Annotated in this window: 16 protein-coding genes, 6 tRNA genes and 2 pseudogenes; 20 read left to right on the top strand and 4 right to left on the bottom strand. The window is 47.2% G+C overall.

Annotated features, from left to right (window positions below):
• Nucleotides 1-24 precede the first annotated feature (24 nt).
• The 7 genes and pseudogenes from ribA to csrA all read left to right on the top strand — a co-directional run bounded on the left by ribA (nt 25) and on the right by csrA (nt 6,221).
• On the top strand, nt 25-657 hold the full coding sequence (ribA, locus tag ELR70_RS20220; protein WP_054015491.1) for a GTP cyclohydrolase II: 633 nt from the start codon (nt 25-27) through the stop codon (nt 655-657).
• A 152-nt stretch (nt 658-809) separates the two neighbouring features.
• Nucleotides 810-1,343: a hypothetical protein gene (locus tag ELR70_RS20215; protein ID WP_241566334.1), complete on the top strand. Its 534-nt coding sequence runs from the start codon at nt 810-812 to the stop codon at nt 1,341-1,343.
• 14 nt (nt 1,344-1,357) lie between these two features.
• Nucleotides 1,358-1,603 carry a hypothetical protein gene (locus ELR70_RS25550; RefSeq protein WP_241566333.1) on the top strand — a complete coding sequence of 82 codons (246 nt, stop codon included), beginning with the start codon at nt 1,358-1,360 and terminating at the stop codon, nt 1,601-1,603.
• The gene (locus ELR70_RS20210) at nt 1,603-2,073 is read left to right on the top strand and encodes a regulatory protein RecX (protein WP_054015489.1); all 471 of its coding nucleotides are present in this window, start codon (nt 1,603-1,605) and stop codon (nt 2,071-2,073) included. Before ELR70_RS25550 ends, ELR70_RS20210 begins: the two co-directional genes overlap by 1 nt.
• Before the next feature lie 38 nt (nt 2,074-2,111).
• A pseudogene (gene alaS / locus ELR70_RS20205) lies at nt 2,112-4,716 on the top strand (alanine--tRNA ligase).
• Nucleotides 4,717-4,719: 3 nt separating this feature from the next.
• A pseudogene (locus tag ELR70_RS20200) lies at nt 4,720-5,939 on the top strand (aspartate kinase).
• A gap of 90 nt (nt 5,940-6,029) precedes the next feature.
• Nucleotides 6,030-6,221: a carbon storage regulator CsrA gene (csrA, locus tag ELR70_RS20195; protein WP_010386837.1), complete on the top strand. Its 192-nt coding sequence runs from the start codon at nt 6,030-6,032 to the stop codon at nt 6,219-6,221.
• Nucleotides 6,222-6,273: 52 nt separating this feature from the next.
• Here csrA and ELR70_RS20190 read toward each other — a convergent pair whose 3' ends face one another.
• Entirely contained in the window at nt 6,274-6,744 is a 471-nt protein-coding gene (locus tag ELR70_RS20190) for a YcxB family protein (RefSeq protein WP_054015486.1), read from the bottom strand.
• Nucleotides 6,745-7,177: 433 nt separating this feature from the next.
• Between ELR70_RS20190 and ELR70_RS20185 the strand changes: the two genes are divergently transcribed.
• The 4 genes from ELR70_RS20185 to ELR70_RS20170 all read left to right on the top strand — a co-directional run bounded on the left by ELR70_RS20185 (nt 7,178) and on the right by ELR70_RS20170 (nt 10,692).
• A complete protein-coding gene (locus ELR70_RS20185; RefSeq protein ID WP_054015485.1) occupies nt 7,178-7,438 on the top strand; it encodes an OadG family transporter subunit in 261 nt (86 codons plus the stop codon).
• Between the two features lie 14 nt (nt 7,439-7,452).
• Complete coding sequence (gene oadA, locus ELR70_RS20180; RefSeq protein ID WP_054015484.1) at nt 7,453-9,225, top strand: sodium-extruding oxaloacetate decarboxylase subunit alpha; 1,773 nt, start codon at nt 7,453-7,455, stop codon at nt 9,223-9,225.
• A 10-nt stretch (nt 9,226-9,235) separates the two neighbouring features.
• Complete coding sequence (locus tag ELR70_RS20175; protein ID WP_054015483.1) at nt 9,236-10,369, top strand: sodium ion-translocating decarboxylase subunit beta; 1,134 nt, start codon at nt 9,236-9,238, stop codon at nt 10,367-10,369.
• 143 nt (nt 10,370-10,512) lie between these two features.
• A complete protein-coding gene (locus tag ELR70_RS20170) occupies nt 10,513-10,692 on the top strand; it encodes a hypothetical protein (RefSeq protein WP_054015482.1) in 180 nt (59 codons plus the stop codon).
• 43 nt (nt 10,693-10,735) lie between these two features.
• Here ELR70_RS20170 and ELR70_RS20165 read toward each other — a convergent pair whose 3' ends face one another.
• The gene (locus tag ELR70_RS20165) at nt 10,736-13,705 is read right to left on the bottom strand and encodes a hybrid sensor histidine kinase/response regulator (RefSeq protein ID WP_054015481.1); all 2,970 of its coding nucleotides are present in this window, start codon (nt 13,703-13,705) and stop codon (nt 10,736-10,738) included.
• A 251-nt stretch (nt 13,706-13,956) separates the two neighbouring features.
• Here ELR70_RS20165 and ELR70_RS20160 point away from each other — a divergent pair.
• From ELR70_RS20160 to ELR70_RS20135, 6 genes are all read left to right on the top strand, one after another.
• Nucleotides 13,957-14,032, top strand: a tRNA-Phe gene (locus ELR70_RS20160).
• Between the two features lie 14 nt (nt 14,033-14,046).
• Nucleotides 14,047-14,122: transfer RNA gene (locus ELR70_RS20155), tRNA-Thr, on the top strand.
• A gap of 5 nt (nt 14,123-14,127) precedes the next feature.
• Nucleotides 14,128-14,203 (top strand) — tRNA-Phe (locus tag ELR70_RS20150).
• A gap of 61 nt (nt 14,204-14,264) precedes the next feature.
• Nucleotides 14,265-14,340, top strand: a tRNA-Phe gene (locus tag ELR70_RS20145).
• A gap of 14 nt (nt 14,341-14,354) precedes the next feature.
• Nucleotides 14,355-14,430: transfer RNA gene (locus ELR70_RS20140), tRNA-Thr, on the top strand.
• 5 nt (nt 14,431-14,435) lie between these two features.
• Nucleotides 14,436-14,511: transfer RNA gene (locus tag ELR70_RS20135), tRNA-Phe, on the top strand.
• 775 nt (nt 14,512-15,286) lie between these two features.
• Here ELR70_RS20135 and ELR70_RS20130 read toward each other — a convergent pair.
• On the bottom strand, nt 15,287-15,595 hold the full coding sequence (locus ELR70_RS20130; RefSeq protein ID WP_054015480.1) for a hypothetical protein: 309 nt from the start codon (nt 15,593-15,595) through the stop codon (nt 15,287-15,289).
• Nucleotides 15,596-15,723: 128 nt separating this feature from the next.
• On the opposite strand from ELR70_RS20130, the gene ELR70_RS20125 reads away from it, so the two are divergent.
• Nucleotides 15,724-15,993, top strand: coding sequence for a DUF1289 domain-containing protein (locus ELR70_RS20125; RefSeq protein WP_054015479.1), 270 nt, complete (start codon nt 15,724-15,726; stop codon nt 15,991-15,993).
• Here the strand turns inward: ELR70_RS20125 and ELR70_RS20120 are convergent.
• Nucleotides 15,977-16,612 carry a transporter substrate-binding domain-containing protein gene (locus ELR70_RS20120; RefSeq protein ID WP_235577093.1) on the bottom strand — a complete coding sequence of 212 codons (636 nt, stop codon included), beginning with the start codon at nt 16,610-16,612 and terminating at the stop codon, nt 15,977-15,979. The genes ELR70_RS20125 and ELR70_RS20120 overlap by 17 nt on opposite strands.
• A gap of 205 nt (nt 16,613-16,817) precedes the next feature.
• On the opposite strand from ELR70_RS20120, the gene ELR70_RS20115 reads away from it, so the two are divergent.
• Both ELR70_RS20115 and ELR70_RS20110 read left to right on the top strand, forming a co-directional pair.
• Nucleotides 16,818-17,021 carry a DUF3283 family protein gene (locus ELR70_RS20115; RefSeq protein ID WP_054015477.1) on the top strand — a complete coding sequence of 68 codons (204 nt, stop codon included), beginning with the start codon at nt 16,818-16,820 and terminating at the stop codon, nt 17,019-17,021.
• Between the two features lie 2 nt (nt 17,022-17,023).
• Entirely contained in the window at nt 17,024-17,452 is a 429-nt protein-coding gene (locus ELR70_RS20110) for a GNAT family N-acetyltransferase (protein ID WP_054015476.1), read from the top strand.
• Nucleotide 17,453 lies beyond the last annotated feature (1 nt).

Genomic DNA, 17,453 nt, shown 5'->3' with positions numbered 1-17,453 from the left:
TTTGCAATTAGGTATTTTGTAGTCGTGGCACAAGTAAGAGCAAGAGTTGAGCTGAATGTTGGGCAGCGTAGTCATATCCCCGCAGAAATCGTCTCATTTGAAGGGTTAAAAGATGGCCAGGAGCATGTTGCCCTGGTGTTTAATCGTGCCGACAGCGAGCAGTCAGTACCACTGATCAGAATGCACTCTGAGTGCCTGACTGGTGATGTTTTTCATTCATCACGGTGCGATTGTGGTGAGCAGCTAAACGAAAGTATTGAAGCCATGCATCAGCAGGGGGGGGTGTTGCTGTACTTGCGCCAGGAAGGCAGAGGGATTGGTCTGTATAACAAGATTGATGCCTATGTTTTGCAATCACAGGGCATGAATACCTATGAAGCTAACAACCATCTTGGATTTGCTGATGATTTACGGGATTTTTCAGATGCAGTACTGATGCTACAGGCATTGGGCTTGGATCATGTTCGCTTGATGACAAATAACCCCCGTAAGCTCAACGCACTAAGAGAGGCAGGGATCCAGGTTGAAGAAGTTGTGGGTACCCATGCCCATGTCAAGGTGGGTGTTGCCGGGAATCGCAATTATCTGGAAACCAAGGTGAAACATGGGTCGCACATGCTTGATATAAAAAAGATCAAGAAACAGGATGAAATGTAGGCCTGTGTTATGACACTGGCCGGTCTGATTTCTAGATTGACCAGTGTCGGCTCATTCGCCAGCCGACAACGAGTTGAAATTTCCCCAGTCTGAGCTTTTAAGTCCCTCTATGACCCAGTATAATCGACTTGTTTCACAACGAATTGATGAATATGCCAACAGAATTTAAAACGTTTACCGCAGGATTTGGCTTGCAATGGCTTAAAGCCGGATGGATTATTTTCAAATCCCAACCTGTTACTTTTGTAATGATGTACCTGCTCATGGTTGTTGTGAGCCTGGTGCCATTTGTTTTTCCACCGTTGCAGCTGGTTGCTGTTTTAGCATCGCCGTTTCTCACTGCCGGCTTTTATCTGGCCGTGGTGAAAAAACAGCAGGGTCAGAACATTACATTGGCCGATATTTTGGCTCCGTTTTCTACTAAAGGTCGGCGACTAAACCTGTTTCGATTCGGTCTGTACCAAATGGGCGTGGCGTTGCTTTTGAGCGCCTTACTGAGTGTTTTATTTGGCCCAGCGCTGGAAATGCTACAAAGCGTTGATGAACAGAGCGAGCAGGCGGATGTGTTTGCGCAAGTACTTGCTCAGATAACATTTGCGGATGTGGCTATTTTCGTCGTGGTGCAATCGGTTGCTATGATGGCGTTTGCCTATGCGTTGCCTCTTGTTTTCTTCCGGGGGAAGTGAGCATTATTCAGGCCATGAAACAGTCATTAACCGTGTTTTATCGCAATATGGCGCCGCTAACGGTATTTGGCGCTGTGGTTGCCATGCTAATGCTGTTGTGTATCCCCATGTCTTTAGTGCCGCTAATCGTCGTGATGCCGATTGCTTACATTGGCTTTTTTGTGTCATTTCAGGCGATTGTCTCCACTTCGCAGCCGCCAGCCCCCTCTGATGATGGATCGTCACAGTCACAAACACAAAGCGGCCGGTTTGACGCCTAATGGATGAAAAGCAGGAACATGAAAAGAAGCTAAAGAATTACGCACTTTGGCTATTGTCCCGGCAGGAATATTCACGTCAGTTACTGGCCCAAAAGTTACGGGCAAAAGACGCCGAAGATGGGTATATTACACGCTTGCTTGACTGGCTGGAGTCGTTGGGCTATCTCGACGATAAACGTTATAGTGCCAGCTTTTTATCACAGCAAGTTGCCAAAGGGTTGGGCGAAAAACGTGTTATGATGGATGCACAGCGTAAAGGTGTCGATAAATCATATTTACAACACCTAATAGAAGAACAAGAAGTCGACTGGTTTAGTGTGGCATTACGCGCCTATGAAAAAAAATATAGCCGGTCGACAAATCAATTGGATTATAAAGAAAAGTCAAAACGAATTCGCTACATGATGTCGCGCGGGTTCCGTTATGACGAAATAGATTATGCTATCGAGGCACACTCACAGGGTGAGTAGTGTCTGTCACTAGAGCAGCAAAAAAGGGTAATGAGCACATGCAGCAGATGACGACCGCACAGATAAGGCAGAGCTTTCTAGACTACTTTGCCAAACAACAACACCAGGTGGTACCTTCAAGTTCACTGATCCCAGGTAATGACGCCACGTTGTTATTTACCAATGCCGGAATGGTGCAGTTTAAAGATGTGTTTTTAGGTGGTGAGAAACGCCCTTATAACCGAGCGACCAGCTCACAGCGCTGTGTGCGTGCCGGTGGTAAACATAATGACCTGGAAAATGTAGGTTATACCGCTCGTCACCATACCTTTTTCGAGATGCTGGGTAATTTTAGTTTCGGTGATTACTTTAAAAAAGATGCCATTCGTTTTGCCTGGGAGTTTTTGACAGAAGAAATCAAGCTTCCCAAAGAAAAGCTGCTGGTGACTGTTTATCACGAAGACCAGGAAGCTTACGACATCTGGGCGAAAGAGATGGGTGTTCCGGAAGATAAGATCATTCGGATCGCTACATCGGACAACTTCTGGTCGATGGGTGACACAGGCCCTTGTGGTCCTTGTTCTGAAATCTTTTTTGACCATGGCGAAGAAATTTGGGGTGGACCTCCGGGCTCGCCGGAAGAAGACGGCGACCGCTTTATTGAGATCTGGAACCTGGTATTTATGCAGTATAACCGTCATGCCGATGGCACGATGGAGCCACTGCCTAAGCAATCAGTTGACACAGGAATGGGCCTTGAGCGTATTTCTGCAATCATGCAGGGCGTGCACTCCAACTATGAAATTGACCTGTTCCAGGCATTGATTGCTGCAGCTGCCAAGGTCACCGGTGCACAGGATCTTGAAGATAAGTCACTGCGAGTGATTGCTGACCACATTCGTTCTTGTGCCTTTTTGATTGCAGACGGTGTGATGCCATCTAATGAAGGGCGCGGTTATGTATTGCGTCGTATTATTCGCCGTGCAGTGCGTCATGGTAACAAGCTAGGTGCCAAAGACGCATTCTTCTATCAGCTGGTCAGTGCACTGAGTGAGCAGATGGGTGACGCTTACCCTGAGCTGGTTAAACAAGGTGCCATCATCGAGAAGGTACTGCGTATTGAAGAAGAGCAATTTGGTAAGACGCTGGACCGTGGTCTGGCTATCCTGGAAGAGCATTTGGCCTCACTCGAAGGCGATGTGATCCCGGGTGATGTGGTATTTAAGCTATATGATACCTATGGTTTCCCGGCTGACCTGACCGCTGATGTGGCTCGTGAGCGTTTTATGACCATAGATGAGCGCGGCTTTAAAGACTGCATGGAAACTCAACGTAAGATGGCTCAGCAGGCCGGTAAGTTCGGTGCCGACTACAACGAGCAGCTGAAATCTGAAAAATCGTCAGACTTTAAAGGCTACGATGCCACGCATTACACTGGTACTGTTGTGGAGTTGTTCAAAGAAGGCCAGTCGGTATCTGTGCTTGAAGACGGTGATACGGGTATTGTGGTACTGGACCGCACACCGTTTTACGCCGAATCAGGTGGTCAGGTTGGCGATACCGGTAGCCTGAAAGTTGCGGCGGGTGAGTTTATTGTCACAGACACGCAAAAGCTGGGTAATGCCATTGCGCATCACGGTCAGGTAACAGGCCGCATCGGCGTGAATGACAAAGCGGATGCTCAGGTGGATACGGCGCGCCGTGAAAACATTAAGAAAAACCATACAGCCACCCACATTTTACACGAAGCGCTGCGTCAGGCACTGGGTGAGCATGTTGCTCAAAAAGGCTCGTTGGTCATGGCAGACAAGCTGCGCTTTGACTTTTCTCACTTCGAAGGGGTCAGTAAAGCCCAACTACGTGAGATTGAAGATGCCGTGAATGCCCAGATCCGTACAAACTTCGCACTCAATACTGAGTTAATGGACATAGATGCAGCCAAAGAAAAAGGGGCTATGGCACTGTTCGGCGAAAAATACGACGATGAAGTACGTGTCGTATCAATTGGCGACTATTCTATTGAGCTGTGTGGTGGTACACACGTATCTCGCGCTGGCGACATTGGCTTGTTTAAGATTGTCTCTGAAGGCGGCATTGCTGCAGGTGTGCGTCGTATCGAAGCGGTAACGGTGTGCTGAGGCCATTGCTTACGTTGCGGATCAAGAGCAAACGCTAGCAGAAATTGCAGCCCTGGTGAAAGGCGACAACAGCAGTGCGCTGGACAAAGTGGCGGCCCTGATTGAAAAAGCCAAGGGGCTAGAAAAGCAGGTGTCTCAGCTTAACGATAAACTGGCAAGTGCTGCTGGTGCTTCGCTACTAGAGTCGGCGACTGACATCAACGGCATTAAAGTGCTGGTTGCGAATGTGGCTGGAACCGAGTCGAAAGCACTGCGTGGCATGGTTGATGACCTCAAGAACAAGATGGGCTCAGGCGTTATCGCGCTGGGCGTGGCCAATGGTGACAAAGTTAGCCTGATCGCAGGTGTAACCAAAGATTTGGTTGGCCGTGTGAAAGCGGGCGAGCTTGTTAACCATATGGCTGCTCAGGTGGGTGGTAAAGGTGGCGGCCGTCCGGATATGGCGCAGGCTGGCGGTTCTGAACCTCAGAACCTGGATGCGGCACTGGCCAGTGTTCCTGCATGGCTGGCTGAGAAAACGCAATAACACGTGGCCCTTATTGTTCAAAAGTTTGGTGGCACTTCGGTGGGGTCTATTGACCGCATCGAAGCGGTCGCCGACTTGGTAGTCAGAACCCGACAGGCTGGCCATCAAGTCGTGGTGGTACTGTCGGCGATGTCTGGTGAAACTAATCGTTTGATTGAGCTTGCCAAGCAGATAGATGCACAGCCCAACCCCAGAGAGCTCGACGTTCTGCTGACTACCGGTGAGCAGGTGTCCATTGCTTTGCTGGCGATGGCTATTATCAAACGTGGCCACTCCGCGATCAGTATGTTGGCTGAGCAGGTTGGTATCTACACTGACAACATGTTTGGCCGGGCGCGCATCACACATATTGAGACGGCTCGCCTGCGTCAGGAACTGGAACAGCATCATATTAGTATCATTGCTGGTTTTCAGGGGCGCGACCAGGAAGGTAATATTACCACCCTGGGCCGGGGGGAACGGATACCAGCGCGGTCGAAATAGCTGCTGCACTTGGTGCGGATGAGTGTCAGATTTATACCGATGTTGATGGTGTCTACACCTGTGATCCCCGTATCGAACCCAAAGCTCGCCGTATGACTCAGGTCACGTTTGAGGAGATGCTGGAGCTTGCGAGCTTAGGTGCTAAGGTGTTGCAGATACGCTCCGTTGAGGCTGCGGGGCGTTATAAACTACCATTGCGGGTTTTATCTACCTTCAAGCCAGATGCCGGGACCTTGATAAACTACGAGGACAACCCCATGAATAATAAAGTGGTATCAGGGATTGCCCATCAGAAAGATGAATGTCTACTGATTGTCAGGCAGGTACCTGAGAGCCCTGCAACCTTGGCTGCAATCTTGTCACTCTTTGGCGAATATGCCATAGAAGTAGACATGATCAGTCAAATGAATCAACAGACTGGCAAAATAGACTATGCTTTAACTGTGCATAGCAATGATCATCTGCAGGCGCTGGATGTGCTCAGGACGCATCAGCATACGTTTGGAGCAGTTGAAATCGTTAGTAATTCAGCGGTTGCAAAAATATCAGCGGTAGGGGTGGGGTTAAAATCGCATTCAGCGAACGTCGGTACATTCTTTTCTGCGCTGGCAGCAGAGAATATTTCACCCTTGTTAGTTGCAACCTCAGAAATAAAGATTTCAGTATTAATCGATGAGCGATATCTTGAGTTAGCAGTACGTGCTCTGCATGACGCTTTTAAACTGGAAAGTGACGATTAAGCAATAATTTTGCTTACTTTTACGGAAACTTTTCATTAAAATGAACAAGACGCGGAATCTTTTAAATTTTGGAATAACAGGAGCAAGAGAATGCTAATTCTAACTCGCCGTGTAGGCGAAACTCTAATGATAGGTGATGAAGTAACTGTAACCGTATTAGGTGTTAAAGGAAATCAAGTTCGTATTGGCGTTAACGCCCCTAAAGATGTTTCTGTACACCGTGAAGAGATCTACATGCGTATTCAGGCTGAAAAGTCTAACCCAACAACGGGTAATATGTAAGACACGGCCATTCCAGGCGTACATGCCCGGTAGAATTCGAAAAAGTAGCCACTCAGTCGTGGCTATTTTTTTTGCTTAGAATAAAGCTCAACGCTTCTTTGGACAGAGCTTCTTTTGAGATGTATTGATTTGTACCTGCTCGCACTAAGACCACACCTAATTCCGTTTCTGCGATCTCATGCACATCTTCCCAACGTATCTGATACGATTTATAAGGATTGGTTGCTGTGACTCCCTGTTCATCAATTTCCAGTGTTATTTTACTCCCACTGGCACGGGTGACCATTTGCCTCGCTACCCACCAGGGGCGCCGATAATAGTGTGCAATACATTCTAAAACCGCAAGTAAAATCAAGAAGTTGCCTAGATAGGCATTGTCAAGGCCATACATTGCAACGCAGCCCAGAATGAACAAGAACGCGACCAGGGCATACTTAGGCTTGCTTACATTGCTGTAAGGCAGTGATTGATCAAAACATTCACGAAAGTAATTTTTATCCAGTATAAATTCGCAGCGAAACACAAATACAACTCCAGTTATTTCATCTTTGTATTATACCCCGAATTCAACTGCGTGAGTGACTTTACGTAAACTGCAGAATGCTTCTCTCAGGAAATGTTAACATTCATTAAAAAGGTCTTCTTGGTCATACCAATTGTATGTTTCCGTTCTGGGATCCTGCCTCAGTGAATATTTTTTATGCCACCTCTCTATTTTTGTCAGGTATCTTGACTATTTTTCATATTTATTTGGCTGTTTTCATTAAATATTCATTTGGAATATTGTAACAGGTTGAATTTATGTGTTTATTTTAATTGGTAATACCAATTTACACATAAGTTTACAAAGCGACCTTTTTTGCTATGATGATTGCATAAATATCTATAAATTGTGGCTATCTATTGTATCTACATGATGTCACGTAAAAAATGTTAACAACAAGGGGAGAGCAGAGATGGACATTACAGCCTTACTGGCTCAGGCCGCCAACTTAATGCTTACCGGCATGGTCGGGGTGTTCGTATTTTTGTCTATTTTGATCATCGCAGTGAAAGGGTTATCCAGGTTTGCTGCTCCGGCAGAACAGACACCACCAAGTTCGCGGGTAACTAAATCAAAGCCGGCGAGTGAAGAACCGGTACCCGGTGAGCATTTGGCAGCTATCAGCGCTGCGATTTCACAATACCGCAATCAGCACTTCCAATCAGAAAAATAATCAAGGGGTCCTTTATGTCACAGCTCAAACTTACAGAATTGGTACTGCGTGATGCACATCAATCGCTATTAGCCACTCGTATGCGCCTGGAAGATATGCTGCCAATTGCTGAGAAACTGGATCAGATTGGTTACTGGTCAGTCGAATCCTGGGGAGGAGCCACTTTTGATGCCTGTATACGGTATTTGGGTGAAGATCCCTGGTATCGGATCCGCGCTCTAAAAGAGGCTATGCCCAACACTAAGCAACAGATGTTGTTGCGTGGCCAGAACTTGCTGGGATATCGGCATTATGCTGACGATGTCGTTGAAAAGTTTGTTGAGCGTGCTCACCACAATGGCGTTGATGTTTTCCGAATTTTTGATGCCATGAATGATGTGCGTAATCTGGAAACCGCGATTCGTGCTGCCATTAAAGTGGGTGCGCATGCGCAGGGCACAATCTCTTACACTGTCAGTCCGGTGCATACACTGGATATGTGGCTTGCACAAGCCAAACAGTTGGAGCAAATGGGGTGCCATTCAATCTGTATTAAAGACATGGCGGGCTTACTTAAACCTTATGATGCCGAAGTGTTGATCCGTGAGCTGAAAAACACGGTGTCTGTACCAATCGCCATGCAATGTCATGCTACTACGGGCCTGAGTACCGCAACGTACCAAAAAGCGGTGGATGCAGGCATCGATATGCTGGATACCGCCATCTCTTCCATGAGTATGACCTACGGTCACAGTGCCACAGAGACTTTGGTGTCGATCGTTGAGGGCACTGAACGGGATACCGGACTGGACTTATTACAACTTGAAGAAATTGCTGCTTACTTCCGTGATGTCCGTAAAAAGTACGCAGCCTTTGAGGGCAGTCTAAAAGGGGTTGATGGGCGTATTTTATCGGCGCAAGTTCCGGGAGGTATGCTGACCAATATGGAAAATCAGCTCAAAGAGCAAGGTGCCGGAGACCGTCTTGATGAGGTGCTCAAGGAAATCCCATCTGTACGTCAAGATTTGGGCTTTTTGCCATTGGTGACACCGACCTCTCAAATCGTCGGAACTCAGGCGGTACTGAATGTCCTGACAGGAGAGCGCTACAAAACCATCACCAAAGAAACCGCGGGTGTCCTCAAAGGCGAATACGGGAAAACCCCCGCACCGGTCGATCAAGCTTTGCAGCAGCGAGTGCTTGATGGCGCAGATGCGATCACCTGCCGCCCGGCAGACCTAATCGAGCCAGAGCTTTCACAGCTTGAATCTGACTTACTGGAGAAGGCGAGCAGTCTGCAGTTGAGTCTCAGTGAAGCCGTGGTTGATGATGTGCTTACCTACGCCCTGTTTCCTCAAATTGGCCTGAAGTTCCTGCAAAACCGTGATAACCCAGACGCATTCGAGCCTAAGCCTGAATTGGTTCAGAATGACTCTGCGGCACTTAAACCGACACGGTCGAAATCAGCACAGGAGCGTTATAGTGTTCAGGTCGATGGCAAAGTGTACAACGTAGTAGTAGCACCAGGTGGTGAATTACAGGAAGTCGCTGTGAAGGACAGCGAGCTAATGCCTCAGTCGGCATCTCTCAGCAGTGGTGAAACGCTAAACGCACCGCTGGCGGGTAATATTTTTAAACTGCATGCTCGACGTGGAGATGTGGTAGAGCAGGGTGATCTGGTATTGATTATGGAAGCGATGAAGATGGAGACCGAAGTGCGGGCGACCCACAGCGGTAAAATTGCCGATATCCTGGTCAATGAAGGCGACTCTGTATCGGCTGGCGATGCCATAGTAGAGCTGGCGTAGGAGGTGTTCGATGGATGGACTATTAAACCTATGGTCAGCGACTGGACTGGCCAATCTGACATTTCCTGCATTGGCAATGATTGCGGTTGGCTGTGGGCTACTGTATCTGGCAATTGCAAAAGGGTTTGAGCCTTTATTACTGGTGCCGATTGGTTTTGGTGCAATTCTGACTAATATACCCGTCGCGGGTCTGGCAGATCCAGGTGGGCTGCTCTACTACGTTTACTACATAGGTATAGACAGTGGTGTGTTTCCGTTACTGATCTTTATGGGGGTTGGTGCATTGACGGACTTTAGTGCCTTAATTGCTAACCCCAGAATGTTGTTGTTGGGGGCCGCTGCCCAGTTTGGCATTTTTGCTACTTTGTTTGGGGCCATCTTACTGAACTATGTGCCCGGCTTTGAGTTTACCCTGCAAGATGCCTCTGCAATTGCCATTATCGGTGGGGCTGACGGTCCGACTGCTATTTTCCTTGCATCGCGCCTGTCTCCGGAATTATTAGGGGCCATTGCGGTTGCTGCTTATTCTTATATGGCGCTGGTGCCGATTATTCAGCCGCCTATTATGCGTCTACTGACCTCTGAAGAGGAGCGCAATATTGCGATGCCACAGTTAAGAGCGGTGTCAAAGCAGGAAAAGATCCTGTTTCCACTGGGTGTTCTGGCATTGACACTGTTATTCCTGCCTGCTGCAACCCCACTGGTTGGGATGTTTTGCCTGGGTAATCTGATGAAAGAGTCAGGGGTGGTTGATCGCCTGAGCAATTCTGCCCAGAACGAAATCATCAATATTACAACCATTTTCCTTGGGTTAGCGGTAGGTTCCAAGTTAGCGGCAGATCAGTTTCTTACCGTAGAGACCATAGGGATTCTGGTACTGGGTGCAGTCGCCTTTAGCATAGGTACAGCATCGGGCGTCTATATGGCGAAGATGATGAATCGCTTTTCAGCAGACAGTCCAATCAACCCACTTGTTGGGGCAGCTGGCGTATCCGCTGTACCTATGGCAGCCCGGGTTGTAAATAAAGTTGGTTTAGAAAGCAATCCTCACAACTTTTTGTTGATGCATGCAATGGGACCTAATGTGGCAGGCGTACTCGGTAGTGCCGTTGCCGCGGGCATTTTGCTTGCACTTGTCGGTTAACACTCTCCAACCTGTTGCGCGAAGTAATGCTTCGCGCTTTTTTCTTCATTTCTCTGGACCTTCAAATTAGACGCCTTGCGATACTTGGCAAACGGGCTGCTGCTATGGCATGGTAACACCATTAATAAAAGGAGCGCGTAGTTTTGAATGTTCTGATAATTCTGGGAAGCTTGATAGTCGCCTTGCTGGTCCTTATCCCATTACTTGAAAAGTACCAAAGTCGAATTGGGCTCGATAAAATGCAGAAATACGGGAAGTATATTTTACCCCTGGTGATGATTTCTATCGTGATACGCCTGATATACTCGATGGTGCAGGGCTAGCGGTGTGTACTCAGCAGTAAGCTGCTGAGTACACTGGTTATGATTAATTGACCTGTGACTGCAAGTAACGCTGAATAAACTCTGTCGCTTGCTGGTATTCGGTTTCAAGTGCGTCACGCAAGTGGATCAGCTCATCACTGGTTAGCTCTTCATTTTTACAGCGATGTTCGAACTGAGTGGCCATATCAGCAACACGGTGTGCGCCAATGGTCTTTGATATAGATTTGAGCTGGTGACAGGCTTCGACAATCTCTTCCTGACTCATAGAAATAACCGCACCATTGATATCTCTGGCGAGTTCGCTACTTTGCTCAAGGTACATACGGAAAAACCTTAACCGTTTGTTGGCGTCATGGTTGACATACTTATCCAGCTGCGCCAAATCAATCGGCTCCTCCGGCGCTGTTTGAGCGGTTTCCTCGTTGGCGTCGGGTGCTTCCACCACCGTGGCCTCAACCTCCGGAACTACGTGCTGTTCAACAGCCTCCGACTCCGTATTTTGAGGCTGTGTGTCCTGCTTTTCAGTTGGAGCATTTGACTCCTGTGCATCCTGAATAGGCGCATTTACAGCCTCAATAGCCGAGGCTTTGGGCTCACTCACTACTTCTTTTTTCTCAGCGAGTGATTGCTTTTGTGTCGCCCCCGTTGACTGTTGCCAGGTGTCAAGCGTTGCCTCGAGTACATTGAGTTCAACAGGCTTAGTGATGTAATCATTCATGCCGGCAGCCAGGCAGCGATCACGCTCACCTTTCAGGGCGTTAGCCGTAATTGCGATGATGTAAGGTTGAGCATTGATATCTTCTGCCAGCTCCGCTTCTTCGCGGATCTTAGCAACCATATCGTAGCCGGACATTTTTGGCATGTGCAGGTCGGTAAGAATAATGGGATAGTGGGACTGCTGCCAGCGGGCCAGGCCTTCTTCGCCATTTTCAGCGACTTCAACACCATAGCCTAGCAGATGTAGCTGATCGGTCAGCACCTGCTGATTCAGTATATTGTCTTCAACCAGCAACACCAATTTATTGGCAGCTCTGGCATCGTCGACATTAAGATACTTGTTCAATGAACGTGAAGGCTTGAGTTTCTTCGGCTGATGAAGACCCGCTGCGACCAAAACAGCTGTCATAAAGCTGGACTTACATAAAGGCGCAGCATTGAGATAGAAGATACGGTCGTGGTTGAGTGCAGGCTCATCCATAGTGCTAAGCACAATGACTTGTTGATTGTTGTGTTCGATTGAGTAGAGTAAATCGCGCAGCTGGCCATTTACTTTGTCCATGCCATCCAGGCCGTCCAGTACCCAGATCACATCGCTGTCGTACTGATACTCGCTGAGCTCGTCAGCCTCTTTTAGTACTACAGTGTCCGCGCCCATAAAGGACAGGTAACGGCCGACAATGTTGCGGCGAGCCTGGGCATGGGTCAGTACCACAACTCTTTGACTGTTCAGTACTGCTTTATTTGCATAGGCTATCTTGCCTTTGACGCTAAACGGCAGTTCTACCACGAATTCACTACCCATACCGATATCAGAACTCACGTGAATGGACCCCAGCATCAGCTCAACCAGGCTTTTACAAATTGATAAGCCCAGGCCTGTGCCGCCGTATTCGCGGGTAATAGAGCCCTCGGCTTGAATGAAGGGGTTAAAAATCTCCCTAAGCTGCGCCTGGGTCATGCCTTTTCCGTTATCTGTGACGGTAAAGCGCAAGGTGTAGTGCTCTGATGTATTCTGTGCGACTTCCACCGCAATTTTAACAAAGCCGCGTCTTGCGTCGTCAGAGGTTGTGAACTTAATTGCGTTGCTACACAGGTTGTATAACACCTGTCGAACACGTACAGCATCACCCACCAGGTTATTAGGGATATCAGGTGCAACAGACAATTGCAGATCCAGTTTACGTTTTCTGGCCACGGATGAGAGAACGCGCGCGACTTCTTCAATGGTCTCCGCTACAGAAAAGGCACTATTGTCCATCTGCAGTTTGCCAGCTTCAATCTTGGAGAAGTCGAGAATATCGTCGAGTATGCCCAGTAGCGAGAAAGCGGAATCACGAATAATGGTGGTCAGACGGTGCTGTGCCCCGTCCAACTCAGTCTGACGCAGCAGATCAATGGTGCCAATGACACCATTCATGGGGGTTCTTATCTCGTGACTCATGGTGGCGAGGAAAGTTGTTTTTGCTTCACTGGCACGTTCGGCATTTAAAGTCGCTTTTTCTAGTGCCAGTGTTCTGGCCTGAACTTCAGACTCTAAGCTGGTTTGTAGCTGTTTTAACTCTCTTTGTGCAGCCTGGTTGCCCTGAATAATATCACGGATCTGATTGATCAGCTGGTTGATGCCAATCGCTGTTTTTGACAGACCGAAGCTTAACTTCTCTGTGACATGAATATCGTAAGACTTCTGGTCCAGCAGGTGCTGCAGTTCTTCGTTGAGCTCGGTCAGGTCTTTACTCAGGCGGCCAATGATTTGACGTTTCAGAAACAGGCCAAAAGCAATGGTCAGGATCAAAGCACAAATACCTAGTAATATGCTGGTCACAGGGGTTGCGCTCGAGACACTCTGTTGTGGGGCATATCTTAAAATCAGTTCCCCAACGGGCAAGTCATCCAGCACCAGAGGCTGATGTACAACGAGTTCCCCCCCCTGGTCTACTTTGGTTTGTCGCTTGATGGGGGCAATGCTCTGTTCATTACTTTGATACACCAGGCTAGGTTGCCCTATACCACTGTCACTATACAGATAGAGTTCGATGTCTGGATTACTGGCTTCAAATGCTGAGAGTATCTGTTTGGCATAGTTATACCCAAGTTTCATCATCGCGTGTGACAATGGCGTTGAGATATCTTTAGCTAACAATACAAGATCGGGCCGCGAGGCGGAATCTGCTTTATCCTGGTTTTTACTTGGCCATGTAAAAGCAGCGGCCGCCGAAATAGCTGCAATAATGATAGTAACGACGATAAATAGAGGCACAAACCCCTTTATATTCGTATGAGACGAGTTTTCCATTATATGATTCCGAACCCAACTTTTGTGCTATGTTTCTTTGTTGGTTGCAATCCTACCACCTATAGTGGATGAATTCTCCCCGTTTTTACCTAAGGTAAGTGATAAAAGCGGGTTCCAAAGAGCTTCAAATTGCCAAATAAAGCGGGAAATTTAATCGATTAAACGCGTTTTGTCGGAATAGTGTTCAGTCAAACACGGAGTTTAAAAAAAAAGTTGACTTAACAAGGCAAAACCCGTTTAATACGCCGCACGCCCAGATAGCTCAGTCGGTAGAGCAGAGGATTGAAAATCCTCGTGTCGGTGGTTCGATTCCGCCTCTGGGCACCATTTTTAAAAGGTGCGCCGACTTAGCTCAGTTGGTAGAGCAACTGACTTGTAATCAGTAGGTCATCCGTTCGACTCGGATAGTCGGCACCATTTAAGCCCAGATAGCTCAGTCGGTAGAGCAGAGGATTGAAAATCCTCGTGTCGGTGGTTCGATTCCGCCTCTGGGCACCATTGTTTTTTAAGTCTGAAATTCAGGCTGCTGCTTTAAAGTAGCACAATATAACCAATTTTAGCCCAGATAGCTCAGTCGGTAGAGCAGAGGATTGAAAATCCTCGTGTCGGTGGTTCGATTCCGCCTCTGGGCACCATTTTTAAAAGGTGCGCCGACTTAGCTCAGTTGGTAGAGCAACTGACTTGTAATCAGTAGGTCATCCGTTCGACTCGGATAGTCGGCACCATTTAAGCCCAGATAGCTCAGTCGGTAGAGCAGAGGATTGAAAATCCTCGTGTCGGTGGTTCGATTCCGCCTCTGGGCACCATTATTAAAAAGCCTCGCATTAGCGGGGCTTTTTACTTTCTGTTCTAAATTAAGTTAGTTGGCGCAATCGAACACGCCTGCGGATGGTTCGATGATGAAATACGTCCTTGTATTTCACCGCAAGCGGCCAGCTAAAGCTGTTCAAAGTGGTTCCAGACCACTTTGTCCGCCTCTGGGCACCATTATTAAAAAGCCTCGCATTAGCGGGGCTTTTTACTTTCTGTTCTAAATTAAGTTAGTTGGCGCAATCGAACACGCCTGTGGGTGGTTCGATGATGAAATACGTCCTTGTATTTCACCGCAAGCGGCCAGCTAAAGCTGTTCAAAGTGGTTCCAGACCACTTTGTCCGCCTCTGGGCACCATTATTAAAAAGCCTCGCATTAGCGGGGCTTTTTACTTTCTGTTCTAAATTAAGTTAGTTGGCGCAATCGAACACGCCTGCGGATGGTTCGATGATGAAATACGTCCTTGTATTTCACCGCAAGCGGCCAGCTAAAGCTGTTCAAAGTGGTTCCAGACCACTTTGTCCGCCTCTGGGCACCATTATTAAAAAGCCTCGCATTAGCGGGGCTTTTTACTTTCTGTTCTAAATTAAGTTAGTTGGCGCAATCGAACACGCCTGTGGGTGGTTCGATGATGAAATACGTCCTTGTATTTCACCGCAAGCGGCCAGCTAAAGCTGTTCAAAGTGGTTCCAGACCACTTTGTTTGCCTCTGGGCACCATTATTGAAAAGCCTCGCATTAGCGGGGCTTTTTACTTTCTACTGTTGGATTCTAATTACCTTCATACATGGCATTTACGATACAGGTAGTTTCGTCTATTTGCAGTGCAACGGGTTTACCTTGGGCTTTGGCTGACAGAAGTAACGAATATTCTTCATTGAATGACACTCTGTTTCGGTCAAGGCAAAAGCGGTTTGGCCAGGTTGGATAACATTTACAATCTGTTTTTGTGGCTCCTTCCATACCAATAGAGATTGTTTTTCCATCATATCCTATTGCTATCATTTCAATACGGCCACTATGCCAATCTGCGTAAGCAAAACAAGGCAAAAGCAGACAAAGGGAAAGCCATTTTCTCATGGGTCGTCCTATCCTAATTATACAATGCGGTTTGCAGTATGTATTATAATCAAAAATGAACTTGCTGAGCCATTAGCAGGGCGTCAATTTGGCCATTTGCCAAATTAAGCGCATGTTTTTGAGTCAATATGGAACAGATTGAGATTTTTGAGATCCCCAGCCCTTGTCGTGGGATCTGTGAGGTAAACAACCGGGGTTATTGCAAAGGGTGCTTTCGCAGTCGCGAAGAGCGCTTCCACTGGCATGCCTTAACCGAACAACAAAAACGTAAAGTGATTGATTTATGCGCGCAGCGACAGAAGCGTGTGATGGCAGCGAAAAAACGTGGTGGCGACATTCAATCACAAAGTACATCACAGGCGGCAGAACAGGATGATTTATTTAAATCTGATACTTAGTTTTTAACATGGCAACCGTCCCTTTCTCAGCCAGTTGATTCAATGTTTCTTCCAGTTGTGGGAGCAGCGCTTTATGTTTTCGGTGCAGGTAGTGATAAGTCTCTATGGTCAACAAGGTTTCTATCTTCAAAGATTCTAAATCGATGTCTGCAAGGTGCTCACGCAAGTGAAAATCAACGACCAGCGCAGCTTGTACTTTGCCCTGAGTAACCAGGTTAAGCTGAGTAATGTTGTTTTTTACTTCTATTAATTGGCCATTAAACGGAGTGGTTTCCAGATACCGGTTAGCTACCAGGTAGCCACTTTGAATGACCAAAGAGTCAAGTTGCTGGAATGTGCAACTCAAGCAGCGGCTAAGCAACTGTAGATTAAAAGTGTACAAAGGAAAGCGTACCTTAAGCAGGTTTGGGTAAGCCTGAGTCACACCATGTATTCGACCAAGTTGTCCATCCAAAGCCCCATCATTGGCTGCAATTAACGCACTTTGTCGGTTGAAATCGACCAGCTCCAACCTGTACCCCAATTGCTGATAAGCGGTTTGCAGCAATTCGATTACGTACCTCGCCTGAGGTGTATCAGCTGGACGGTTAAAGTAGAGTGTTCGGTTATCTGATGCCATACTTTTCAAACTCAGGCAGTAAAGCAATATCAAGCTGAAAATTCGCAATGGATCTCCTTATTGAAAATCGAACCATCCTGTCATGCTATCTTCAGCGAGATGAAGCAACTTTGCTTACTCGATGGTGACACATTTCGCATGATCGGATACACCTTAGCGTAATTATGATACACTTTTTACAGAGATTGCTGTAACCAAATTTACTATGAGCTATAACCTGTGTAACTTATCACGACAAGATAAATATCAAATTCAGTTAGAATACGAAGCGTCGTTCTGGGCCTATCAAATAAAACGCGGTAAGAATAGCCGAGAAGCGATTTATGACGCTATTAATCAACGTCCTATCTCTGAGCAAGCGGTATTAAAAGAAAAATTCGAATTTTACTTGGGGTTGATGCTGGCTTAGTCATGGACATAACTGCTGGGGTTTTACCTGCTATTCAGACGCCACTGGTGAATAAGTTTTACCAAGCTCATAAGGCGCGAGGAAAGGCGACCCGTCACGACCAAAACTGGGTGTTAAAGAGCACAGAAATTGTTGCGGCATGCAGAGTACAAAGTGTTGCGAGCAGTGATTTTTTATCCACGGTTTTGGTTGACCCCAAACTGCGAGGCAGGGGACTTGCTCGGCAGTTGTTATTGGCGGTGCTGGCCCAGCAGTATGCTCCTTTGTATACGTTTGCCTATCGTCATCTGGCTGCTTTTTACGCGGGGCTCGGTTTTGAAGTAATCCAGCCGGAGGAGTTGCCTCATGCGCTGGCAGATAAATATCACATATATGTTGCACAAGGCCGGCAAATCCTGGCAATGCAATTTATAAAACCCGATCAGAATTGAC

Source organism: Pseudoalteromonas sp. R3 (genome assembly GCF_004014715.1).
Classification (GTDB): domain Bacteria; phylum Pseudomonadota; class Gammaproteobacteria; order Enterobacterales; family Alteromonadaceae; genus Pseudoalteromonas.
Note: the sequence above shows the minus strand (reverse complement) of the source record. Positions and strands in the feature narration are given on the sequence as shown.